The sequence below is a fragment of the Kastovskya adunca genome, assembly GCF_059505785.1.
The window spans coordinates 15,228-39,058 of the sequence record NZ_JCACLG010000042.1 but is presented as its reverse complement, the minus strand read 5'-3'; the positions used below and the strand labels follow the sequence as shown (position 1 = coordinate 39,058).

Genomic DNA, 23,831 nt, shown 5'->3' with positions numbered 1-23,831 from the left:
AAGCAACATCTAGCTTCCCCCTTTTTAAGGGGGACGGGAGGGGGATCTCCGAGGGCGAAGCAACATCTAGCTTCCCCCTTTTTAAGGGGGACGGGAGGGGGATCTCCGAGGAGGATGCGAGGGGGATCAAACAACCCGTACATCTCAGTAAGAGAGAGGAAAAGGAGAGGGTTTTACAACTGATTTAGGATTGCTATAGGTGTAGCCTCTCAAAAGCGTGTAGGGTATCAACAACAACCGCCCCCGTCATAGTGCCAAGTCGAATCTGTAATCAAAATATCCCCTAGCACTGCCAACTTCGCCGCCGTCTTATCACAGACTGCTGCTGGGACTCCTCGCTGAAGCACATGTCCTGCTGAGTCGTCAAATACTTCTTCCATACCTGTATAAATCGCCGTTTTGCCTGTGAAAATGCACGCCCCATCTTCGGGAATTGGCACCTTAAAGGATACAGAATCGAGACTTTCTAACAGTAGCGGTGCTTCTAGCCCGTAACTCTGACAATCCAGCAGGCGATAAGGACGCCGCCCCCGAATTTCCACTTGCCCAAAGCCTGCATCAACTAGATGCTGAGTGTACTCCTCGTAAGTCAATGCCCCAGATAGACACATCGCCCGCAATCGCTCATCTTGCCGCAAATGTTCGGGTATAGGACGAGTGGCAATAGGGTCGCTCATTAGCAAGCGTCCACCAGGCTTCAATACTCGTAATGCTTCTTGCAGGGCTTTGGTTAAATCAGCGGGTTCAAAGATATTGAAGAGGCAATTCTGCGCCACAACATCTACAGACTGATCCGGAACTGGGAGAGAAAAGGCATCCCCCTGCCGAATCTCAACAAAACTCGGCTCAAACCAGGAATTTTCTTTTGCCGCCAGGGTTAAATTACGAGCCGCCGCTTCCTGCATGGCGGCGACAGGCTCAACGGCAATCACCCCACCCGGACGGCGGGAGAAGTAGGCAAATTGCAAGGCTTCTAAGCCGCCACCAACTCCGACATACAGCACCGTCGGTTCCGCCACTAATTCTGCGGGATGAACGGTAGTTCCACAGCCGTAGTTCATCTCTTGCATCTGGCAGGGAATTTTCAGCCCTGGGAGTTGCAAAGGGCTACTTTGAACGCAGCACAAGCCTACTTGTGGCGTTTGGGCAACTTCACTGTAAAACTCAGCCGCTGTTTCGAGATAGGTCACAAAAATTTTTTCCTTTGCTAGGGTTACTAGATTCTATTTAAATCTTATGTAACTCCAGCTTTCTGAATTCTTCCTGAGAGAAAAGGTTGATCCCTAAGATCACCGCGTTGGGGGACGACCTAAGGCGATCGCATCGGTTACGATACGGAAGGTTCGGGTGCGTGGTGGTCAAATTTTCAGATAAAAGCTCTATGTCATGGATACCCTTGCGCGATCGCCTAAATTCTCTGCCACTCATCCTGGCAGGGCCAATCCTGCGGCGAACAGAACCCGACACCGTTACAGTTTGGGTTGCCCTCAAATCCCCTAGCCCCGTCACCCTCAGCGTTTACGCCACAGACGCCCAGGGTGCCACCATTGCACAATTACTATTAACAGGCTCCCACGACACAGTCCCCCTCGGTCAGCACCTCCACCTAGTCGCCGTCACCGCCCAACCCATTAATCCCGCTCAAACCCTGAAATCCGGTCAAATCTACGCCTATGACCTCAGTTTTGGCAGCCACAAAGCCAATTTAATTGCCGCCATCACCTCAGACACTATTCCCGCCGCCCCAATCAGCTACTTTGATCATCAACTCCCCACCTTTGCTTTACCCCCCGACGACCTAAATCAACTGCGACTAGCCCATGGTTCCTGTCGGAAGTTGCATGGCGGTGGGCAAGATGCCTTACCAATTCTGGATGACCTAATCGCCTATAACGCCACCCAGCCCAATTCTCGACTGCATCAGCTTTTCCTCACAGGCGATCAAATCTACGGCGATGAAGTAGCAGACCCTTTTCTATGGACATTAATCGACGCTGGAGATACTCTGCTGGGCTGGGAAGAAAAGCTGCCTTTCACTGACAAGGAGTACAAAAAGCCGAGGGAATTAAAGCCAGGACAACGCACTAACATCGCTAAAGATTACGGCGGCTTCACTGCCATGCTCCTCAATACCCCAGAGCAGGCAAAAAGCCACCTGTTTAGTCTAGGGGAATACTGTGCAATCTACCTGTTTGCTTGGTCGCCCGTACTTTGGCAAGAGGAATTTCCCCAGCCCCCCCCAGAGGCGGAACCCAAGCAGTGGGCAAAAGAAACCCGCGTGCTTCAAGACTTAACTGAAAATTTATGGAAAGTCCGGCGAGCCTTGGCAAATGTTTCCACCTACATGGTGTTTGATGACCACGACATTAGTGATGACTGGTATCTAAACCGCTGGTGGTGCGTCAGCGTGCTGGGTAAACTTTTGGGTAGGCGTGCAGTGCAGAATGGTTTGCTCGCCTATAGCCTGTTTCAGGGATGGGGGAACACTCCCGCTCAGTTTCAGCAGGGGAAAACTGGGGAGAAGCTGCTCAAAGCGGTGGCAACTTGGTCAGCCTCAGCCGGGACAAATCAATCGGCTTCAGAAGAAATTGCCAAGTGCATCGGATTGCCGGATGCTGACCCTAAAACTGGGTATCCTCGGATGAAGCTGGATGAAAATGTGTTGGTGCTAGACCGAGACTACCCCGATGGGACGCTCCCCTTGGAATGGCACTACACCATCCGCAGCGATAAGCATGAAGTCATCGTGCTAGACTCCCGCACCTGGCGCGGCTACCCCCAAGGGGAAGATGGTACAGCCCCGCCGATGTTGCTGAGTCCGACAGCCTTCATTCAACAAGTGCAGAAACCCCTGGAACGGACAGACAGGGTGAGAAATGATATCGAGGCTACCCTTGTCGTTGTACCCACTAATTTAGTCAGTTTACGGATTATTGATATTGTCCAACAGTGGGAATTGAGTCAAGGTAATGTTTTTAGTAGCGATGTGGGTGACGCTTGGAACTTTCACGAAGCTGCCTTTTCTAGGCTGTTAGCCGAGTTTTTCAAAGAACGGCAGCGAGTAGTCGTTTTGTCTGGTGATATTCACTACGGGGCGGCGGTTCGTCTCAGCTATTGGTCAAAGTGCCTGAGCGCTCCTGCAAAACTAGCACTAGATACCAAGTTTTTGTCATTCAAGTGTGAAGATTTTTCTACTCAAAACTCGACGCAGACGGGTTTACACGACACATCTTCTCCTCAAGATTTAAGCGAAAACCCTACGCCTAATCAACCCAATCTCAAAGCCCATGTTCTGGCACAACTAACAGCAAGTGCTTTTAAAAATGCGGAATTCAAGACTTATTTTATTCACACAAGAGCTAAATCAATTGCGCCAGAACCTCCCCAGGATTGGGCGGGATGGAAAGATCCGCCGCAACTGGTGGAGATTCAGGTGATACAGGAAACTGTACGGAAACTTGATGTTGCTGTACCAAAAGAAGGCCCAGTTGTGCGACAACTACATGGGGCAAGAGGTTACTGGAACATTGCTTGGGAGACTGTTGTCAAAAATGAGCGATCGCTACCAGATTGGCGGTATCACATTGAGTGGATTAAGCATGAAAAAGCGGTAGTTGCCCCTTGGATAGGAACACCGATTGCACCTAAATTGTCAAAAAATACAACTTCAACCGGGTGGCTCAACGGTTTAGAAAATACCGTCTCCCTCCTCTGGCGAAATCAGTGGGTGCAAGAAGGACAAGAAGTTGTTGGTCACAACAATTTGGGACTAATTTCTTTTCAATGGTCGCCCCATGAGCAAGGCAGTAAAGCCGTGATTCAAGATTCCTATTGGCGTCCTCCCTGGCGACGATCGAGCGTGGTTTACAGCCGCTATTTCGTTTCTCTAGACTTAGATGAAGCACCACCCCCGCTACCGATTGTTCCTTTCTAATTGGCTAATCTTGTTTAGAGGATGTCTGAAAAGTTTGTGGAGGGTATATTTTGTCATTCTGAGTCCTGAGCGAAGCGAAGGAACTGAAGTGGAGCGAAGAATCCCAATTTTCCCTTGTGGTTCGAGATGCTTCACTACGCTGTCGCTCCCAGCATGACATTTTTGAATTCTCAGACATCCTCTTAGCTCTTAATGGGCAAATTAAACAACATTAAGTACTATACGAGGAAATTTTCCTTCGTAGTAATGACTTATACTATTTTCCTTTTAAGAGGCTATACATACAACCCCCCAACCCTCTTTAAAAAAGGGGGAGTAAGAAAAGTATTTGTAGCGAGTATTTAGAGAATTGGTATTGAACGCTATTTTGAGGCTTTAGTCTTGTTATTTCTATGTCCTGTAGTAGACTTCTGGCAGGAATTGGAATTCCCCCCCTTAATCCCGCCTTGAAAGCGGGAAAACTATCTTCCCAAGGAGTGGGTTTGCCAGAGGTTTCCTGGATTTGTGCAAGAGGTCTAGTAAATCATAAATAGGTTATAAAACTCTATGTTTTTCTTTTTGGAAAGTTTTCTTTTGTCCTCTAGGGTGCGTTTTTTCACAAATCAAATAGGACGGCTGTAAACTCAATGCTCGAACTATTCAGATGGTTGAAATGGGTCGCCCGGTGGGTGGAAAAGTTACTCAGTCAATTCCGAAAGCCATCGCTCCAAATTGTAGAAGAAAGGCTTCTTTCTAGGGATGAATTATCAGAAGCAAAACGGATAAAGCGAGATACTCCAGGGGCGATAAATACTTGGTATATCTCTCACAACGTCACCCCCAATCAGTTGTTGATCACGCTGGATAATTTGGCAGAGATTCGGATAGCGATCGCCAAAGAACGCAAGGCAGCCCAGAGAGCGGGAAAGCCTTACACTCCCTCAATCGTAGAGCTATCTTTGACTGCCAAGGACAGAATTAATCGCACCCATCGCGTGGGCGTGCAGTGGCTGATCAAGCTCAATACTCGCACCCTTGTGACGCGGGTGGGGGTTTGGGATGCGGATCTTCAAGGTAATTCCTTCGATCCGAATGCCGCCGCCGAAACGATTATCCGGTTAGCGGTCAGGGAGATACTCAATCTCACCCCAATTCCCAGCATTCCCTGGCGAACCCGGCTTACCCATTTTCCTTGGGAGCAAACCCTCGAAGCCTACAGCAGAGCCGTAATTAGCGAGAATCATCAACCTTATATTAAGAGACTGAGAGCTGCAAAAAAGTCTAAAGGTACGATAGGAAGAAGAGGGAGCAAGTAGGGACAGTGTGCCCCTAAGCGACCTTGAACAGAGGCTCGACGCCCCGTGCTAATCACTGGGATTGAATGGGAGCAGAGAGACTTTTGCTAATGCGATCGCGTGTTTCTTCTAAATGCGCCCTAGTATAAGTATCCATGTCTCCTCCGTGCCGTCTCAGGGCGGTTGCAATGCTGCCTTGCAACTCTCGTAAGCGATACCAAGCCAAGGTTCGGGCATCTTCTGGCACGTTAGATTTCCGTAACACCATATTGCTCAACTGCTCTAGATAGTCCCGTTGTAAAGAGCGGCGGATGCTAGAAATATTCAACGATTTGTCTTTCGGTTGCACCACTTCTGTCCAGATACTTTCCTCCAGAGTTTCAAACAATTCTGGTAGGGTTAGTGCCTGATTCGGTTCGCTTTTCAGTTCGATATCGCGCAAACGCCTTAAGCGATCGCTAGAAAGCAACGTTCTCAACACCGATCTTTGCAAAAAGAAAATACTGTCATGAACCGGATAATCTAGACGCGTGACAGGGATCTCATTTCCCCAATCTCTCCACCGTGAGGGAGCTAACTTATTGAGTAACTGGGGCGAAAATTGAAAAGCATCTTCGGCAAACAAATACTCCTGCAACACCGCCAAGGCTTGACGCTGCTTTGCCACTGGTACGGCTTCAAAGGGCAATCTCTTTGAGGTGCCAGCATAGTTACGAGAAAACGACTGCCCTCCCACATATTTGGCGATCAAGCGCGTATTTTTCACATAGTGCCAAAACAAGGCATCAAATCGCTTACTCAGTTCGGTGTAACTTTCACCTTGAAGCGGGTAACGCTTCTCTAAACGCGCCCACATTGTCCGCGCATTATCTAACTGCCTGCGGGAATAGCCCAAAACGTCATCGCTCATATCCCAACGGTTGACACTGGGGTCAAGATCGTTGGCATCTTCGTCCGTAGCATAGGTTAATGCTGGCTCAACAGAACGCTTGGCGATCGCTTCTAAAAATCGCCGTTCGGCTTGCGGCACCACCGCATCACTGGATTTATAACCATACTCAATCGCCCATTGATCATAAACCCCGACAACGCTCGGAAAATACTCGCCCTGGGGCGTTCCCTTCGGTGCCATATTTACAGGTAGATAGTCCATTACCGAACTACTAAGCCCCTTGGTTTGGGTAAGGGCGACATTGTTTAACTCCTCTGGCTCCAAAAGCAGACTGCCGCGAAAGTTGTGGCGCAATCCTAGGGTATGTCCCACTTCATGAGCAATGAGGGAACGCAAATATTGATGCAGAAATTTCCGCATTTCCTCACCATTGGGCAGGGCATCCTGGAGCAGTGATAACTCCATCTGACCCATTGCTAACTGTTGCGATAACTCTCTGCCGTAGCAAAGGTCGTGATTGTCTGCCAGTTGTGAGAGGAAAGGCTGCTGGCTTGATGAAGATTGCGGCTCGATAGCGATCGCACAAAGATTGCCTGAGTCGAGCAAGTCGGAAACCAACGAATTCTGTGATGATTGGTTTTGTTCCACCAAGAGGCGGTAATCCTGCTGCAAGGAACGCACCAAACCCGCATCCACCATAATATCGGCATCCAGGATTTCCCCCGTTAAGGGATTAACCCGTGAGGGCCCTCTGGCAAAAAAGCCATCAATAGAATTGAACCAACGAATCGTGTTGTAGCGCACATCCGCCGGGTCCCAGTCCGGATTATCTGGCATTTGCTGTACTTGAATCGCATCTTTAAATCCTGCCGCTTCAAAGGCTTGATTCCACATCAAAATGCCTTCGCGAATCGCCTCCCGATACTCAGTCGGCACGGCATTTTCAATCCAAAACACAATCGGTTTTTTGGGAGGAGACAACGCGGCAGAGGGGTCTTGTTTTTCGAGACGCCAGCGATGAATGTAACGAACAAAGCCATCGCGGTTCTTTTGATTCGATAGGTCTTGATAGGCAGTGAAGAAATAGCCAACCCGTTCATCTGCCAGACGGGGAAGATAGCCGCTGTTTTCTGGAAGTTGGGAAAGACTGTAGCGAACCCGCAGTGTGAGGGCGCGGTTATCTGGTAACGTGGGCAGGTTTGCTCCCTTGCCATCGCGACTAGAGAAGCCATAAACTGACTCCACCTCGATATTGGAGGGAAAGGCTTTGGTGGTGCCGAAATAGGACTTGTTGCTATCGAGTCGGTAGTCGCTGTCTAGTAATCGGCTCAAAGCGGGTGTTAGTCCTGGCAAATCAGTCAGCATCAATTCCCCTAAATCGATCAGCAGGCTTTTCCGTTGGGGATGAAAGCTAGCAATTGGCAAGGAATAGAGAACAGAATCGCTAAAGGAACGATTGAGTGATCGCACTTGCGGATCTCCTGGTTCTGCCCGGAAATTCACGTTCCGCACGACAAAGTGCAAATTGTCATTCACTCTGCGGAAGTAAAACAGCAAATCCGATAGGGGCAATCCGCTATAAATTCCCCGTTCCCCGATTCCCGATTCTAGGGTGACAGTGCCGAGGTAGTTTTTCTCTAACTGTTCCGGCTTAATTTCTAGGTAGACTTTATCCGTTTTTTTGTGGCGATAAAGGGTGAATAATCCTTCTAGCTTTTCAGTGTCTTTGGTTACCGTATCAAAGGGTTTGAAGCCCGAATTGTCATTTGCCTGGGCTAACTGCAATAAAGGCTGGGGGTTTACTGTTGGCGTTTGTAAGGGGAACGCCTGTTTGATTCCGAACAACCCAAGCCACAAAAACACGCCGAGGCAAAACAATGCCCAGAACCGCACTCGTCTCATTTGCTCATTCACCCGATGCTTTGCCTTTGCTTCTAATCTCTCCCATGATGGCGGCTAGTGCCAACTAAAAAGGCGATCGCATCTCTATTTAAATAGATTCGTTTACAAAAAAATCTGTGCTAGAACGTGACAGTCCTGAGTTTAGAATGCCAATATTCCAATTTCGTGCCAGATTTGATCTAAAAATGGCACAAAAATTGATCGAAACCCATTGAGGGCTTCTCATGACTGAACATCAAGAGCAAACTGAAGTGCGTATTAGTCCTCAGGGGCGAGTAGTAATTCCTGCGGAGTTCCGTCGCCGACTAAACTTAGAACCCGGTGCAACTCTCATTGCTCGTATTGAAGATGGACGGCTGGTACTGGAAAAGCGAGAAAACATCTTAGCGCGGCTGCGTGCTCGTTTTGCTCAGATTCCCAAAGAAGTGAGTTTAGCGGATGAACTGATTGCCGAACGCCGAGAAGCCGCTCAACGGGAAACCGCAGAATGAGCCAAGCGCTCTTAGTCACTCAGTCTTATGTGCTGGATGCTTCGGCTCTTTTAGCTTGGCTACAAGGAGAACCTGGAGGTGAGGTAGTCGAGCCACTTTTGAATCAATCTGTGATGTCCAGCATCAATTGGGCAGAAGTACTACAGAAGAGTATTTCCAGAGGAGTTCAGAGAGAAGGAATGCAGGCAGATTTAGAGGCGATAGGACTGCAAATCTTGCCTTTTACTGCTCTTGATGCCGAACGGGTTGCCCAACTTTACCTGCCCACCCAACCACAGGGTTTATCTTTGGGAGATCGAGCTTGTCTCGCACTGGCAGAGTCCTTGAACCTACCTGCACTCACTACTGACCGAGTATGGGGAGACTTGAACTTAGGAATAGAGATCCAGGTACTCCGATGAATTACGATCCCCTTTCACTTTCAGGATGATATAAATTAAAAAGCGATCGCTCTTATCCCTTCACGCTTCAAAGGGGGAAACTTTGCACAAAAGTCGCCTGCATTGCTCCCAGGGAAGCTGGTTTGATCACATTCATCACAATTACCACATTCTGCTTATTCGGAGATAGACGCACTTCCCGCAAGTTGTAGCGAATAATCCCCTCGCGGTAATTGTTCAAATAACTCAACGTCCGCTTGCGATAGTTGTAATTAACTTCCAAGCCCAACGCCGCGCGATCGATATTGCCGTCGCCCCCATACACTACTGAGGGGATATGCTCTTGAAACATCCGCACGTCCAGTGTTTGTCCGGCATCATTCAAGCGGAAAGTATAGGTTTCAACACCGCGATCATCACGAGTACGCTTGAGCACAGGTAATTTGCTTCCCTGCTTCAAATTTCTTAGATTCAAGCGTTGACGTAAAGTTGCGGTTCGATCCAGTAATTCCTTAGCAGCGGCTGTCGTTGTTGGACTAGTCGGTTCGACTCCCGTGCGGATGCAGCCGTTAGTAACACAAGAATTGCTCGGTAAATTCACAATCTGGAGAAACGCCTGCGGCACTTCGCTCACTGGATCACGGGTTGTTTCCAGATAGAGATAATGGCGACTATCTGCCGAAAAACCTGACTGTTGATGAGACGTTTTGAAAATAGCAGCTAAGGCTTGGGCAGAAAAGAAAAGTAAGGTACTGGTAGCAAACAGGATGGAGAGTTTTTTAAAGTGTTTCATAGTAGGAAGGATGAAATTAACAACAGAGGGCTAGCACTTTTCACCATTAGCTCATCACAACGAATGGCGAGGCGCTAACAAAACTAATTACTCCAGCTGCACATAGGCTTCTAAATCAACAATTTGTGGATCGGGATATTGATTTAGCACACGCCACAAGACAGTGTAACTGCCATCAATGCGTCGATCGACTGGTTGAACGGCAACCAGCACATCACTGCTAGGTGTTTCCAAAATCAAATCCACATAACGGCGTCGTTCCCGGCTAATCGGTTGCCCTGTAACAATGACATCCGGTAGCTGGAATTGCACCAAGCGCAGCAAATAGGTGTGGTTAAGAACAACTGGGGTTTGGGTGGAAACGGGAGGGCTAAGGGGCGGGACGAAGCCGAATCCTGCCTTGCCCGTCAAAAACCGCTGACGGTCTACTTGTAAGGCTTCTAGCTTGTTTGGTGGGACGTAGTTGAGGAAAAATTGTCGCTGTGGTGCTGAGAGGGTGGGGATGTTTTGCAAACTGGCATCAAGATCTTCTAAGGAAACTTCCCCCAAGTCAGCAATAAAACCGTAGTTTAGCTCTGGTAAGGCAAGCTGCAAATTTCCCTGATCAATTTGCAGCGTTAGTCGAGGAGTGAACTCATTAGTAGGCTGTCGCAGTGGGGCGAAAGGAAACTCTTCTGCTACCGTCGGCTGCAGTCGGTTCCGCAATTGATTGGGGTCGAGTCGATAAGCTTCGGCAGTCAATATCCGCGCTATCCCTGTATTGGGGAGGTTGAGGAACTTGGCATACTGCTGTGGCGCTAGCGGCGAGAGTCCGTAGCTGCCACGCCTGATTGCCTCGGCATTTCCGCTGGGGTCACGTAACGGTAAAGATGATGGAGGTAAAGCACGTTGTGCTGACAACAACCGTTCCCGCGCCGCTTGGAGCACGGCGATCGCTCGCTGAGGCGCGATAATGGCTGGCTGAAGTGGTGGCTGGTAATTAGCAATTGGGGTCTTGGCGGGAATGCCAAGGACTGGGGGTTCAGCTGGGGGCAAATCGGGCGCAGGAGCGTAGCGAGGCGTTGCTGGCCCCCGGAAGTTGAAGCGTTGCCCCAAGGGTCTACGGGAGGCTCGTGCTTCTGGCTCAACTGCCGCCAAATCGGTCAGTGTTGGCAAACGCCCTTCCAGAACGGTAAGTAGGGGGGCTAGCTGCCGAGTTGAAGCGTTGAGCGTGCAATATACCTGTTGTTGGGATGCCGTGAGGGCAACAGATGGAGCCGGACGGCTAGGATCATTGTTACAAAGCACTTGCGGAAGGCGGTACTGACTTGTTAAAAAGCGTTCAACTGCCCCGACGTGGAGAAATAACTGTCCGCGTACCGCTTCTAGTCGGTTTAAGTCAGCCCCTACCAGGGCTTTTTCCATGCGGTTGATTAAGTTCAGTTGCTCTTGCATCAACCGCTGTGCCTGAGGAAAAAAGTCTTGAGACGGACGAGCTTGAGCCGTCAAGGTTGGGGCATCGCCGGCTGTTACCCGTAGCGATAGCAGGGGTAGTGAAAGCGGCAATAAAAGTAATAGGGAAAGATAGCGCATGACAAGGGGGGCTTAGGGGGCAGAGGACTCTAGGAGCACAGCAAACATATCAAGAAACAGTACTAGCTAGCTGCTAACGGCATGAGCTTTTACTTTAAGTTTGCCCGAAACTTGACCCGGCTTATCACTTTTGACAGAGTATTAGCCCAATTTTTTTTGAGGCAGTTGACTTCTGATGGTGGATGACTAACTTCTTGGAGCCATGTCAAGGTATACAAAGAAAAATATAAAAATACGAAAAATTTAATTTCTTAAAGAGGTTGTTTAGCTATGGCATTAAATAATTTACAGCGTGCTTTTGGTATTTTCTCTGAGGCGCGAAATGTAGAAGGGGCAATGCAAGAATTAAAAGACTTCGGTTTTCCGATGGCTCAAGTTTCCGTAATTAGAAAAGATTCCGAAGGACAGCACTTAACAGAAAAACATGCTGTAGGAAATAAAGCCCAAGAAGGAACAAATGCTGGTGCAATAGCTGGCGGTGCTGTTGGTGGAACCCTTGGTCTTGCAATTGGCTTGGGAACTGCTGCTCTCATTCCTGGAGTGGGCCCTTTGGTACTGCTGGGAGAGGCAGCATTAGCTCTGGCAACTACTGTGACAAGCGGTGTAATTGGAGCCACAACTGGCGGTTTGTTAGGGGCTTTAATCGGCTACGGGGTTCCGGAAGAACAAGCTACAGTCTACAGCGATCGCATTGGACAGGGCGCATATTTTGTGATGATTGATGGTACAGCCCCAGAAGTCCGTCAAGCTGAAGCTATTCTGCGCCGCTGGAATATTCAAGAATTGAGAATTTATGACTCGTTGACAGCGTCTCCTCAATAGAGGATAGGGCGCTATTTACAGTGTTTAACGATTGTTAGGGGGACATCTTGCTTGATGACTTGATGCGAGACGGCACACTCAGGAAATGCTTCTTGGAAGTCCCAGCGTGGCATGGCGAGGTAATAGAAGGGTTTTTGGGTGGCGGGGGTGACATTGAACTTAGAAATGATTGTGAAGCTGGGGTCTGAGAAAATCAAGGCAGAGTCGTCATCTCCTCCCACAACAACGGTAGAGTTGCTCGGAGCATTTTTGTTAATCCACTCTATCCCTTCCCGCAAACTCAAGCCCCAGTAATCAGTCTCGTAGCGACCTTGAGCGTGGGCTAAACCTCCAGATATCCGGTTGAAGTAGACGTATTCGTAGGGATGTAGGGTTGCCATATCAATGGCGATCGCTGCCAACACCGCGATCAGAAAAGCAATGGTGGCGATCTTGAAGCTTTTTCGGCTCAGCTTTTGGTAAATCCACGCGATCGCGGCGGCGGCGATCGCCGCTATTCCTGGCAAAATAAATAGAAACTGCCGCAGCCCATCATAAAGGGTTGAATTTCTAGCAATAGCTAACAGGGGTAAAAAGCCAACTTGTAGAGCCACCAAGATTGCACAAGCCCGTTGCAAGTTAGAAAACTGCTTGTACTTAATCACTAGCAGCACTAATCCCACAACAAAAGCAACTTGAAAAATCAGCGGAATGGTAATGATTAACCAAGTGGGTAAGTAATACCAGGGTAAGGCTCTAGCTGAAATAGACTCACCTGCAAATAAAACAGTCTCTCCCCAGTCGTGTTTAGACAAATACGCCAACGTTGCAAAAAACCAACCAGTTGGGTTACTCCAAGATGCCGGATGAACAGCAACTACAGTTACTGCCCAAGCGACAAACATTACTCCGCCATAAACTAAGATATTTCGTAAATCTCGAAATATCGTCCGGCTTCCCAGCTTGCAAATTAAATAAGTAATTCCCACAAAAAAGAGTAAAAAGAATCCTCCAATTCTCACTCCTGTTACTAAACCGACTAAAATTCCATAAAGAATTGAATAAACAAGAGTGCGGTTAAATTTAAGTCTAAATTCTTGGTCTACCTGTAGATAATGATTGACTAAATAAGCACCTAAAAGAGTTGAAAGGGTAAATAAAGCGGCAAAGGGAATATCTTTGGGGTTAAAGAAACTATGACCCCATAGTCGCGGAAAGAGGGCGGCAACAACGGCACCCAGCCAAGCATATTCTCCACCACACAAAATCCAAACTATTCCCGCTACAGAAGCGTAGGTAATTAAAGAAACTAGAAAAGTCAGTAGATGTTTGACTTTTATTCGGTCATAAAGAGCTTGATTCTTTGCTCTCTCGTTCGTTATGTCTTTGTCACTCAAGGGATTATAGTTTAAGCCTTGACGAAAGATATTTTGGACTTGAAAGACTACTTCTGAGGAGATATTAAATACTGTTCCGTAATACTTGTAATTTTCAGGAATCGGCTGGTCTTGGGTAATTAGTTCAAAGTTGTACTTTACCATCGACACTTCCACATTTTCATCCCAGGATATGCCGTAATTGCCAACTGTTGCTAAACCAATAATTGCCAGGGTTGCTAGAACAGCCGCAACTTTTATGTAAGCTGTTTTGAAAACGGATGCAAAAGCAGGAAAAGACTTTGCCAACATGGATAAAATTTTCCTTAGGGCAGTAGGGATGAATTCGGTAGGCGGGAATCAATCAAACATTGTGTTGCAATGGAGATTGTTTTGAACTTGGTTCGTAGTCTGAAGATCTAACTACAAACTTTTAATGATTTACACTAGTCCTATTTATCGCTAATTTAATCACAACGTTTGACGATGGAAAGGGGCACATTTTGCCGGATTACTTGGTATACAACTGGGCATTCTGGGAGATTGCTTTGAGCATTCCAGCGGGGCCAAGCTAAGTAGTAAAATGGTTTGGGAACTTCGGCGAGATTGGCGGCGGTGTAGTCAACCACCTTGAGATTGGGATTAGCAAATAGTTGCGCTGAGTGTAAATGTCCAGCGACTAACGTTGTAGTTTGGGGGCTAGCGTTTTTGTTGATCCACTCCATTCCTTCTCGCAGACTCAAGCCCCAAAACTCTGTATCGTAGCGAGTGTGAATTCTTTCTAGTCCGCCAGAGAAGCGATTGACGTAGATATATTGATAGGGATGTAAGGCGATCATATCATAGGCGATCGCGCCATAGACAATAGTCACAAAAGTCACAAAAGCTAGTTTGTAGCTTTTCTGGGATAGCTGTTGGTAAATCCAGATTATCGCTGCGGCTGAAAGGGCGGCAATTCCGGGTAGGGTGAAGAGAAAATGTCGCATTCCATCGTACATGGGCGACTGTTTCACGATGGCAATAAAGGGTAGGAAGAGAATTTGGAACAAAACTAAAATTCCACAAGCACGTTGTAGGGTAGAGAGTTGCTTGTATTTAGCAATAAATAGCCCTGTACCCACAACAAAGCCAATCTGGAAAATGAGAGGAATTGAAAAAAACATCCAGGTAGGCAAGTAATTCCAGGGAAGGGATTGAATCGGAATAAACTTACCTGCAAAGAGAACTTCTATTTTTAGAAGATGTGCCGATAAGTAACCAATGGTTTCAAAAAATCCGCCAATGGGATTTGACCAAAAGGCAGGATAACAGATGGTGTTGGTAATAAACCAGGTAATACAAAGGAGTATATATAAGCCACAAAATCGCAGTAAATTTTGGCGATTAAATCCTTGCCTGAATTTTAAAATTAAGTAGGTTGATAAAATAAAAAATAGGATTAAAAATCCTCCGATTCTGATTCCAGTTAATAAACCTAGTAATATTCCATAAAGTACGGTGTAGAGAGTTGCTTGGTTCCGACCAATCTTGATGTCTTTTTGGGGTTGAAGATAGGAGTTTACTAAATAAGCTCCCGCTAAAGTGGTCAGCGTAAATAGGGCAGCAAAGGGAGGGTCTTTGGGATTAAAAAAGCTATGTCCCCAAAACAGCGGAAAGAATACTAGTGTTGTGGCACCAAACCAGGCACAATCACTTCCGCAGAGAATGCCAACGATTCCTGCTACCGCTGCATAGGTAATTAAAGAGACTAAAAAGGTCATGTAATGCTTGACTTTGACTCGCCCACTCAAAGCATTGAGTCGCGATTGCTCATTATCAAGCTCTTTTCCATATTCCAAAGGATTGTAGTCAAACCCTTTAGTTAGATACTGTTGAGCTTGAAATACAATTTCTGAGGTGACATTAAAAACAGGCCCAAAGTATTTTAAATCGCCAGGAATGGGTTTACCTTGAGTGATTAGCTCAATATTCCTCCTAACCATAGCGATCTCGGTGCCTTCATCAACTGAATAGCCGTACTGGCTAACAGTTGGGAAGCCGATAAGAGCAATTAAAATAATTACAGCCGCTACTTTTAGATAAGCATTTCTCCAAGCCGAGTAAAAATTACTAGAGATATTTTTAAGCATTGCTGTTATTTAACAAATATCCCAGTTATAGCTTTGCCAACCTCTTACGTCAAGGCAGCTTTTTGAGCAACTAATAGCTCTTTAATCCCTTTTTCTGCTAAGTCCAAAATTTTATTTAGCTGAGCGCGACTAAAGCTGTTGGATTCGGCTGTCCCTTGTACTTCAATGATGTCTAATTGGTTGTCCATTACTACATTGAAGTCAACGTCTGCTTTCACATCTTCAACATAATTGAGGTCTAAAAACGGCTCTCCTTCTAGTATTCCCACAGAAACAGCGGCGATCGCACTCTGTAATGGCAATTCTTCTAACTCCCCTCGCTGTACCAGTTTGTTTAGCGCATCTGCCAGGGCAACATACCCGCCTGTAATCGCTGTCGTCCTTGTGCCTGCATCCGCCTGTAAGACATCGGCATCCACCAGCACTGTGCGCTCTCCGAGTCCCTGCAAATTCAACGTTGAGCGCAAGCTCCGCCCAATCAATCGCTGAATCTCTTGAGTGCGTCCAGAGAGCTTGAGAAACTCTCGTTGGTGGCGTTGAGGGGTTGCCCCTGGTAGCATTCGGTACTCCGCTGTTAGCCAGCCGCTACCCGTCCCTTTTAAGAACTTTGGGACTCCCTCTTCCACAGATACGGTACAAAGTACCTTGGTATCGCCGCACTGAGTTAAGACGGAACTGAGGGCAAATCGGGTAAACTCGCGTTCAAAATTGATGGGACGTAGTTGATCCGGTTGCCGTTTATCGGGACGCTGCCAAGCCATGGATGTTGCCTCAAATTCTTCCCTAATCAATAGTACGGGCAACTGTTAAGAGTGAGATTAAGAGTTCTTGGTAAATGGGGCAGGTGTTTTGTGTGACTTGAGAGAAACTGGCGGATTAGATGTCTGCCTTACAGGGAAGAATTACCCCTTGAGTTTCTGCAAAATTTCTTGTTGTACTTGTTCTGGGGATTGGTTGCCGTTAATTGTTAGCAGTCGTTGACGGTGACTGTAGTATTCCAAAATGGGGAGCGTGCGTTCTTGAAATAATGCAATGCGATGCTGGATGATGTCGGGTTGATCATCAAAACGCGATCGCCCCAGCGATCGCTCCCGCAGTACAGACTCTGGTACCTGTAAGTAAATTGCCCAATCCAGCCTCTGTTCTAAATCTTCTAACTGAAAATCTAACTCTTCCGCCTGAAACGCTGTACGAGGAAAACCTTCCAGCAACCAACCCTCACTAACATCAGGCTGCACCAGACGTTGGCGCATAAACTCAATCATCAAGGTATCCGGAACTAGTTCTCCTTTCTCCACATACTGCCGCGCCTGATGACCTAGGACTGTTAAAGTATCGCTTTGACTAGGGCTATCTGTGGTGGATGCGATCGCCTTTCGCAAAAGGTCGCCAGTGGGGATCAAAGGAACCCGCAGATAAAGGCACAGCCATTGCGCCTGTGTACCCTTTCCTGCCCCTGGGCCACCGAGAATCACTAGTCTCATCGCCTTTTTGCGTTTAAATTCCGAAATTTCAGGTTCTGTTGACCACATACCGAGTGGAGAAATCAAGACTTGCTTTGAGTCTCCTGTGTTGGCTATTGTCCCATTATTTCCGGCAAAGAAGTTGACATCGACCTGGCATATCGCTTTTGAAGGTAAATGCTGCCGATTTGAGGCGTTTGCCCCTGCTGCTTCCCCTTGACGGAGTTATAGATGTAGTGGTTGACTAGGGAGGCGCTGGAAAATAGTACGCTATATCTTGTGACCAAACAGTTTTGTAATTTTTATAGATTGGCGATCGCTCTTTGAGTCGTACCAAAAGCGATCGCGCTCAAATTATGCTCTCTTCGTCGTAACTCATGGTTTCTCAGCTAGAAGCTCCCAAACTAAACTCTAACTCTCACCTCCCCTACACTATCGAAGGGCTGGTACAAGTTTTCACGGGCGCTCACCGTACATTCTTTACCAACGTGATCGCTCAATCCTTGAGAATTGCTGGTCAGGGAACGCCAGTGTTAGTGGTTCAGTTCCTCAAAGGCGGTATTGGGCAAGGACATGAGCATCCCGTTCGCTTGGGGCAAAACCTAGACTGGATTCGTTGCGACTTACCCCGCTACATTGACACCCCAGAACTCGCTGAGACAGAATCCCAATCCTTGATGCAGTTGTGGCAGTATACCCAGGACATCGTGCTTTCTGGCAAATACTCCTTAGTCGTCCTTGATGAACTGAGTCTAGCGATTAGCTTTGGTTTCATCCCGGAAGCGGAAGTTATAGCCCTACTCAAAAAACGCCCCCCTCACATTGATATCATTCTGACGGGGCCAGAAATGCCCCAAGCGGTTTTAGAAGTCGCTGACCAAATCACCGAAATTCGCCGCAGCCACCAGCCTTAAAGGAAGAACTATGCTCAAAAACGATACCTGGATTGCCGAAATGGCGGCTGAGGGAATGATTTCTCCCTTTGAACCCAGGCTAATTCGTCACGTCGAAAAACTTCCTGTTATTTCTTACGGTCTTAGCAGCTATGGTTATGACCTGAGGCTGTCACCTGTGGAGTTTCGCGTCTTTCGACATATTCCTGGTACAGTCGTTGACCCGAAAAACTTCAACCCCGACAATCTAGAACCCGTAAAGCTACACAACGATGCTAACGGCAGCTACTTTATTTTGCCTGCTCATTCCTACGGGTTAGGAGTGGCGCTAGAACACTTAGCCGTTCCGGAAAATATTTCTGTTTTGTGCATTGGAAAAAGTACTTATGCCCGCGTGGGATTAATTGCTAATCTGACCCCGGCTGAAGCGGGGTGGCGGGGACATTTAACGTTAGAATTTTCCAACTCTTCTAGTGCAGACTGCCGGATTTATGCCAATGAAGGAGTTGTGCAATTGCTCTTTATGGAAGGAGAACCCTGTGCTATTAGCTATGAAGCCCGTCAGGGTAAATATCAAAATCAGCCACAAATAGTAACTCTTGCTCGCGTGTAGCTAGATAAGCTAGGCTTTATACTCTTGCAGTGGTTCCTGTTGAACCAAAACCACCCGTTCCTCTAGAAGTATGGCTTAATTTATCAACTTCTTGAACCTCAACACGAATAACTGGTGTAATAACCATTTGAGCAACTTTCATCCCTTTTGTAACCTTAAAGGGACGTTTACCATGATTGATTAAAATTACACAGATTTCTCCTCGATAGCTTTCGTCAACAGTGCCTGGAGTGTTAAGCACAGTAATTTGATGCTTTAAAGCTAAGCCACTTCTAGGGCGTATTTGTGCTTCGGTTCCTTGAGGTAACTCTATCGATATTCCCGTGCGTACTAGTTGACTATCTGTAGCAGGAATTTCTAATTCATCTACAGAGACTAAATCTAGCCCTGAATCGTTGAGATGTTCATATTGAGGAACTACTGCTGAATCATTTAGTTTTAGTACTTTCAGTCTCATTTCTTTGGGGAATATCAACTGTTTGTTCAACATTTTTTATTCTTCGTTGCAGATCATTTAGGAATAGTGCTACTAATGCACCGGCAAGAGTAGGTATAGCCTTATCTACTATAGCTGTAACTGGTTCATACCAAAATAGGCGAGATAGATTAACTTGATTAGAAGAGAGTAGTCCATAAAAAAGTAAAAGAAAAATAATCAATACACTAAATAATATATATAATCTCTTTAAATATTCAGAAACTTTTTTCTGACCTTCTGCCACTTTCTGTGCCGCCTTCTCTCCAACTTTTATAGCTATTTCATCTACTTTTTGCTGAAGTTCCTGCTGACGCTTTTTTTCTATTTCTTCTGCTTTTTTTTGAGAAACTTCTTGTATATGTTTATATTCTTCACAGCTCTCTAACTTTTTCCTTAGTAAGTCTCTATTGCTCATGTATGGTTGATCAAGAAGATTACGCTCTTCCTGGCTAAGCTGTATTCCTACTCTACTAAGGATTTCTATCCTACCAGCAGAATTACCATGCTGTTCTCTAGATGATTCTGCATTAACATACTGAAATACTAAAGTGACAAATGAATCTATTGTAGGAGTAAGCTCTACATTTTTACTACTGTGATTATGTACAGCAATCAAAGAAGGTCCAATGTAATTAGGATCGAGGGTAGTGCCAATATGTCCTGTACCTTGTGAAACTTGAGTGACCCTTGAATGGTAAGTTCCAGCTATACTTTTAGAAATCCAAATGATTTCATTAGTTTCTATCAGAGCAGTATCTCCTGGTTTAATTAGAATTTTTTCATTGCTAGTGTCATATATGCTTTGCTGAGTCAATAGGCTCCAGGCAAGTTTACTTGCTGTTAAGTTATAACTTGAGCCTTTAAGGTTATCCTCCTTAAAAGGAAAAATTAAAATATTTTTTCCTAATTCTTGTCTGATATCTTCATCGCTTAATACAGCCATATTTTATTGAAAAACACTTAAGTAATTTTGCTAACTATTTTTCAAAAAAACTAAAATACTACAATACTTTTTTACATCTGTTGTCCCAATAGTGGTTTGTCTTGTTCGTAAATGAAGCTCTGGCTACTTGATAAGCACAGCTCTGCCTTTTGCAACTCTGTTCCTAAATACATTGCGTGTTCAACTTGAAGGCTAGGACAATCTGTTGCTATTTTTTGATAAAGTTGACGCGCAGATTTACCGGAATAGCAGTTAACAACTTCTCCCGTTCCAGGCGTCATATGCTCGACGACAATTTTGTCTTCTCGCACGCTGATAACAAAACTACCAGAAGGATCGGTGTAATCCCTATGCTGACAAATTTTGGCATACTGAGTTTGAATTAGGTGTTCTGCATTTTCCCAGCATTCGTCGTAAATATGAGCACTCTGGCTAATCGTAATCAGTGGTCCCATATTTAACTTATAGTCAGAACGTTTAGCGATCTCCTCCTTAATGTGCCTCTGCAAAGCCCGTAATCCCATTGCATTTGCCACCCAAGCGCTAAACATATCATTACTGCGGAAAGTGGCTGTCAAAGATAACTCATTATCTACGACTCGTATCCAAATATGATTAAGGCATGGAGGACTATTGTTTGCCTCATGATCTGTCACATCCCACAAAGACATTACAGCCCTAGCGGAATCGATATCAGCTCCCAACTTTTCAATGACTTGCTCAATCTGGTCACGTTTAAACCAAGAACGCAGCCGTTGACCGTATGTATATTTGATTTCCTCCCTATTAGGGGAGTCACTTAAAATCTGCGAAATATATTCTTCAAGTAGATTAGGGCTAACTGGCAGATAATTTGGCTCTGGGAAGTAGAAATCTTCTGGCTCATGAGTAACAACTGCCATCACATCAATTAACTCTTGCCATTGACCATCGTAACCAGTGGGTCGAATCGTGCCAGTCGTTTTGATGCGATGAATAATTTTTACCCAAGTTTCAGCAATTGTCTTCCCCTCTATGCGATGACCATACCTTGCTCCAGGTAGTACAGTTGGCACAACTTCAGGCATTGGAAAGTCTGACGGGAAACCCCACGGTTCAACCACATCTCGTTGCGCGAAAGATTTTACCTGACTTACAGCTTCTGTAATTGACTTGCAAGCTTGCAAATCTACACACTGCCGCAATTTCTCTAAGGTATCAGCGTCAATTTCCCTGTCGATGTAACCAGGAATGGGTGAGTTTATCTCCCAACACTGCCGTCCTGTGTCACTTTGACCTGCCTCGAATCCATTGCAAAAGAAATCTAGCAGGCATTGACAAGCGCCAGCATTACGGTCTTCTTTGGTTGCGTTCAGAATAACCAAAAATCGGACGTGGGGATTGGCTAACAGATTTCTGATTAGGAAGTTGATTCCTCGCGTAGGGCTGTATAAATTACCGATGACAGCAAATTCCGAGGGATTGAGATGTTTTGCGATCACTTGTCTTACAGTCCAACCTGTAATTACTGCTGTTTGTCCCGTGCCGCAAATTAGCTGGTTGGGCTTGTGCAGTGGTTTGTACTGGAATTGGGCTGCCTGACCCGTTGCTGTCATGGTTGGCTATCAGTCAAAAAAAACTACTAGAGTAACATAACATACCAATTCGCGGGACTAACTTCCATTAAACATTTATAAAGAATAGCTTTTTCGTAGGCTAAAGAAGCTTTGTTGCGACTGAAGCGATCGCGCTGCCATACCAAAGCGGTGTTGTAGAGGATTTCTGACAAGGTTGGGGAGATAGAACGGAATTGGGCGATCACGTCTAGCTTAATGTTCTGGCGCATCAACCCAAGAGCGATCGCCTTTAACTTAAACTTATAGGATGAGCGTTTGTCAGAATCGCTTTCAAATTCAAGGAAGAATTCTCTAAAAGGCACCGCTATCAACTCTCAGATTGCCTAATCCTAATTAGTAGCAGTAACTTATGAGCGAGCTAAAAACAAAGCTTCTGACTGATACTTGGGTGGCAGCCACTTGGGATGATTACATTCAGGTAATTGAAGCTCCTGCTTGCGAAAAAGCCAAAGGCTACTACCACAATGGACGAATGAGGATTGAAATGCCTCCTGTTGGAAATGACCACGCTAGCGACCACACAATTATTATCGTTGCTGTTGGCATGTATGCCGCTATCAAAGGCATCGCTGTCAATGGAAAGGATAACTGCACCTACCGAAAAGCAGGCTTGAACGAAGCTCAACCTGATGTGTCTTATTATATTGGCGACAACGCCGATGCTGTTCCTTATGGAACCTCCATTATCGATTTAAACAGTTATCCTCCACCAACATTGGTAATAGAAGTAGCTAATACCTCCCTTTCTGATGATAAAGGTGAAAAACGGCTACTCTATGAAGATTTAGACGTAACTGAATACTGGATTGTTGACGTACAAAATGTTCAAGTAATCGCTTTCGCTATAGAAAATGGTGGGAGTAGAAGAATTAGCCTCTCTCAGGCGTTACCTGGATTGAAAATTTCTCTATTAAGCGAAGCTTTGCGGCGGACTCGCCAGATGAATCAAGGACAAGTTTCTGCTTGGCTTTTAGCTCAATTTCAGCAAGGTTAAGACGCCCAACTCGAAGCACAAAAGTTTTGCGAGCTTCTCTACCTTAATCTAGAAAGCTGGGCACCTGCGGTGGCTCAGTGGTACAAGGAAAATCGAGCGAAAAAAGCGAAGTTATCCCCATAAAGAAAGTCTGAAGTATAAAGTTTCAGACTTCAGACTTCATCTTTTTGAAAGTACAACTGCCTCCTCTGCAACACATTTTCTACCAAAGGCTGTCTGAGAAGTTACTTTTTTCTGTATATTCCTAAAAATAAATTTAGGGATTGACAAAAGCCTAATATTGTGTAACAAGCCAAGTGTATTTTTCTCATCTAACAAATGAGATCCTTTTTACCTAAACTTAACCAAGACTTACTGACATATTTACTTCACTATCATTAGCCTAGTTAAGACAGCAACATAGATACAGATACAAATAATGCTATTTCAAAAGAGCTAATCTTCAAAGTAAGCTGATTAGTTACTTTTTTCTAGACAGTTGGAGAGCAAGTCAGTAACCTATGATTTTTGGGATAATAAATTTTAAATTTAGCCGTTTCTTAATTCTTTTAGCTGTCTCAGTGGTGTTTAGCAGTGGAACAGTTATTTCTTCTCCTGTTTTAGCTGAAGTCAACCGACTTAATTTCATCCTCAAATCCTACGGTTATCAAACCTTTAGCTCTTTAATCCAGCAAGCAGAATCTCTAGCGATAAAGACAATTGAGCAAGCGTTTACTCAAAATTCTAGTATCACAGAAGTTGTTGTCACAATTGAAGGAGATCATAATGGGCAAGTCGCTCCTCTGTTATCAGTCAAAGGATCTCGTTCTGAGTGGCAGAAAAACCCACAAGCTTTAAGGGATATCCGATATTTTCCTAGTTCGGAAGTTTTGTTAGGTTTCCGAGAGTCTAAACCATCTCAGCCTACTACAACTACAACAGCGCGATCGTCTTCTGTTGAAAGATTTTACGAAAGTCTTCGCACAGATCCTGGATTCAATGACGAGTATGACTAATAGGAAGAGGTAACAATAGTCAAGTAAGAATTTAATACGATAGTAAAGAGCGAGATAAATTTTATTTTGCTATTTACTATTTTGTTTAATCGAAAAACATTTAATTTTTAGTAACTATTTTGAGCTTAATTTAATCTTAAAAGACTATTAAGTTTAAGTTTAACTAACCTTAATTTTCACAAGATATATTTTTAACAAATCAAGTAGAAACATCAGTAGAAAAGTTGTTTGGTTTGTACCAAACAGGAACAACATTTGTAGAACACGGAAGCATAGTTTTTACGCAATCAAT

22 protein-coding genes are annotated in these 23,831 nt (G+C 45.5%); 10 read left to right on the top strand and 12 right to left on the bottom strand.

Translation table 11 applies throughout. The annotated features are described in order from the left end of the window. On the top strand, positions 1-188 hold a 188-nt coding region (locus tag AC5JR3_RS16510), incomplete at its 5' end, for a hypothetical protein (RefSeq protein ID WP_495847640.1). A 39-nt stretch (positions 189-227) separates the two neighbouring features. Here the strand turns inward: AC5JR3_RS16510 and arsM are convergent. Beyond that, on the bottom strand, positions 228-1,190 hold the full coding sequence (arsM, locus tag AC5JR3_RS16505) for an arsenosugar biosynthesis arsenite methyltransferase ArsM (protein WP_495847639.1): 963 nt from the start codon (positions 1,188-1,190) through the stop codon (positions 228-230). Between the two features lie 191 nt (positions 1,191-1,381). On the opposite strand from arsM, the gene AC5JR3_RS16500 reads away from it, so the two are divergent. Continuing rightward, a complete protein-coding gene (locus AC5JR3_RS16500) occupies positions 1,382-3,934 on the top strand; it encodes a metallophosphoesterase family protein (RefSeq protein ID WP_495847638.1) in 2,553 nt (850 codons plus the stop codon). Positions 3,935-4,560: 626 nt separating this feature from the next. Beyond that, a complete protein-coding gene (locus tag AC5JR3_RS16495; RefSeq protein ID WP_495847637.1) occupies positions 4,561-5,229 on the top strand; it encodes a hypothetical protein in 669 nt (222 codons plus the stop codon). A 52-nt stretch (positions 5,230-5,281) separates the two neighbouring features. Here the strand turns inward: AC5JR3_RS16495 and AC5JR3_RS16490 are convergent, their stop codons facing one another. Continuing rightward, positions 5,282-8,002 carry a zinc-dependent metalloprotease gene (locus AC5JR3_RS16490; protein WP_495847643.1) on the bottom strand — a complete coding sequence of 907 codons (2,721 nt, stop codon included), beginning with the start codon at positions 8,000-8,002 and terminating at the stop codon, positions 5,282-5,284. A gap of 224 nt (positions 8,003-8,226) precedes the next feature. On the opposite strand from AC5JR3_RS16490, the gene AC5JR3_RS16485 reads away from it, so the two are divergent. Together AC5JR3_RS16485 and AC5JR3_RS16480 are read left to right on the top strand one after the other, a co-directional pair. Next, a complete protein-coding gene (locus tag AC5JR3_RS16485) occupies positions 8,227-8,493 on the top strand; it encodes an AbrB/MazE/SpoVT family DNA-binding domain-containing protein (RefSeq protein ID WP_495847636.1) in 267 nt (88 codons plus the stop codon). Continuing rightward, positions 8,490-8,894 (top strand): type II toxin-antitoxin system VapC family toxin, encoded by a 405-nt coding sequence (locus AC5JR3_RS16480; protein ID WP_495847635.1) that lies wholly within the window; start codon positions 8,490-8,492, stop codon positions 8,892-8,894. The genes AC5JR3_RS16485 and AC5JR3_RS16480 overlap by 4 nt, the downstream gene beginning before the upstream one ends. Before the next feature lie 67 nt (positions 8,895-8,961). Here AC5JR3_RS16480 and AC5JR3_RS16475 read toward each other — a convergent pair whose 3' ends face one another. Next, on the bottom strand, positions 8,962-9,666 hold the full coding sequence (locus tag AC5JR3_RS16475) for a DUF2259 domain-containing protein (protein ID WP_495847634.1): 705 nt from the start codon (positions 9,664-9,666) through the stop codon (positions 8,962-8,964). 87 nt (positions 9,667-9,753) lie between these two features. Then, positions 9,754-11,238, bottom strand: coding sequence for a hypothetical protein (locus AC5JR3_RS16470; protein ID WP_495847633.1), 1,485 nt, complete (start codon positions 11,236-11,238; stop codon positions 9,754-9,756). Between the two features lie 270 nt (positions 11,239-11,508). Here AC5JR3_RS16470 and AC5JR3_RS16465 point away from each other — a divergent pair, with 270 nt between their 5' ends. Then, a complete protein-coding gene (locus AC5JR3_RS16465) occupies positions 11,509-12,060 on the top strand; it encodes a DUF1269 domain-containing protein (RefSeq protein ID WP_495847632.1) in 552 nt (183 codons plus the stop codon). 11 nt (positions 12,061-12,071) lie between these two features. Here the strand turns inward: AC5JR3_RS16465 and AC5JR3_RS16460 are convergent, their stop codons facing one another. The 4 genes from AC5JR3_RS16460 to AC5JR3_RS16445 all read right to left on the bottom strand — a co-directional run bounded on the left by AC5JR3_RS16460 (position 12,072) and on the right by AC5JR3_RS16445 (position 17,028). Next, positions 12,072-13,727, bottom strand: coding sequence for an ArnT family glycosyltransferase (locus AC5JR3_RS16460; RefSeq protein WP_495847631.1), 1,656 nt, complete (start codon positions 13,725-13,727; stop codon positions 12,072-12,074). A 155-nt stretch (positions 13,728-13,882) separates the two neighbouring features. Continuing rightward, a complete protein-coding gene (locus tag AC5JR3_RS16455) occupies positions 13,883-15,544 on the bottom strand; it encodes a glycosyltransferase family protein (RefSeq protein WP_495847630.1) in 1,662 nt (553 codons plus the stop codon). A gap of 44 nt (positions 15,545-15,588) precedes the next feature. Further along, complete coding sequence (rph, locus tag AC5JR3_RS16450) at positions 15,589-16,305, bottom strand: ribonuclease PH (RefSeq protein WP_495847629.1); 717 nt, start codon at positions 16,303-16,305, stop codon at positions 15,589-15,591. A 141-nt stretch (positions 16,306-16,446) separates the two neighbouring features. Beyond that, entirely contained in the window at positions 16,447-17,028 is a 582-nt protein-coding gene (locus AC5JR3_RS16445; protein ID WP_495847628.1) for an adenylate kinase family protein, read from the bottom strand. 356 nt (positions 17,029-17,384) lie between these two features. Between AC5JR3_RS16445 and AC5JR3_RS16440 the strand changes: the two genes are divergently transcribed. Both AC5JR3_RS16440 and dcd read left to right on the top strand, forming a co-directional pair. Beyond that, complete coding sequence (locus AC5JR3_RS16440) at positions 17,385-17,921, top strand: P-loop NTPase family protein (protein WP_495847627.1); 537 nt, start codon at positions 17,385-17,387, stop codon at positions 17,919-17,921. A gap of 10 nt (positions 17,922-17,931) precedes the next feature. Next, positions 17,932-18,513 (top strand): dCTP deaminase, encoded by a 582-nt coding sequence (gene dcd / locus AC5JR3_RS16435; protein ID WP_495847626.1) that lies wholly within the window; start codon positions 17,932-17,934, stop codon positions 18,511-18,513. A 16-nt stretch (positions 18,514-18,529) separates the two neighbouring features. On the opposite strand, the gene dut is transcribed toward dcd, so the two are convergent. From dut to AC5JR3_RS16415, 4 genes are all read right to left on the bottom strand, one after another. After that, the gene (gene dut, locus AC5JR3_RS16430) at positions 18,530-18,970 is read right to left on the bottom strand and encodes a dUTP diphosphatase (RefSeq protein ID WP_495847642.1); all 441 of its coding nucleotides are present in this window, start codon (positions 18,968-18,970) and stop codon (positions 18,530-18,532) included. Beyond that, entirely contained in the window at positions 18,942-19,934 is a 993-nt protein-coding gene (locus tag AC5JR3_RS16425; RefSeq protein WP_495847625.1) for a dCTP deaminase domain-containing protein, read from the bottom strand. Before AC5JR3_RS16425 ends, dut begins: the two co-directional genes overlap by 29 nt. Positions 19,935-20,005: 71 nt before the next feature. Continuing rightward, the gene (locus tag AC5JR3_RS16420; protein WP_495847624.1) at positions 20,006-21,529 is read right to left on the bottom strand and encodes a thymidylate synthase; all 1,524 of its coding nucleotides are present in this window, start codon (positions 21,527-21,529) and stop codon (positions 20,006-20,008) included. 26 nt (positions 21,530-21,555) lie between these two features. After that, positions 21,556-21,852 (bottom strand): hypothetical protein, encoded by a 297-nt coding sequence (locus AC5JR3_RS16415; RefSeq protein WP_495847623.1) that lies wholly within the window; start codon positions 21,850-21,852, stop codon positions 21,556-21,558. Between the two features lie 47 nt (positions 21,853-21,899). Between AC5JR3_RS16415 and AC5JR3_RS16410 the strand changes: the two genes are divergently transcribed. Then, positions 21,900-22,544: a Uma2 family endonuclease gene (locus tag AC5JR3_RS16410; RefSeq protein ID WP_495847622.1), complete on the top strand. Its 645-nt coding sequence runs from the start codon at positions 21,900-21,902 to the stop codon at positions 22,542-22,544. A gap of 560 nt (positions 22,545-23,104) precedes the next feature. Next, complete coding sequence (locus AC5JR3_RS16405; RefSeq protein ID WP_495847621.1) at positions 23,105-23,539, top strand: hypothetical protein; 435 nt, start codon at positions 23,105-23,107, stop codon at positions 23,537-23,539. The last annotated feature ends 292 nt before the right edge of the window (positions 23,540-23,831 follow it).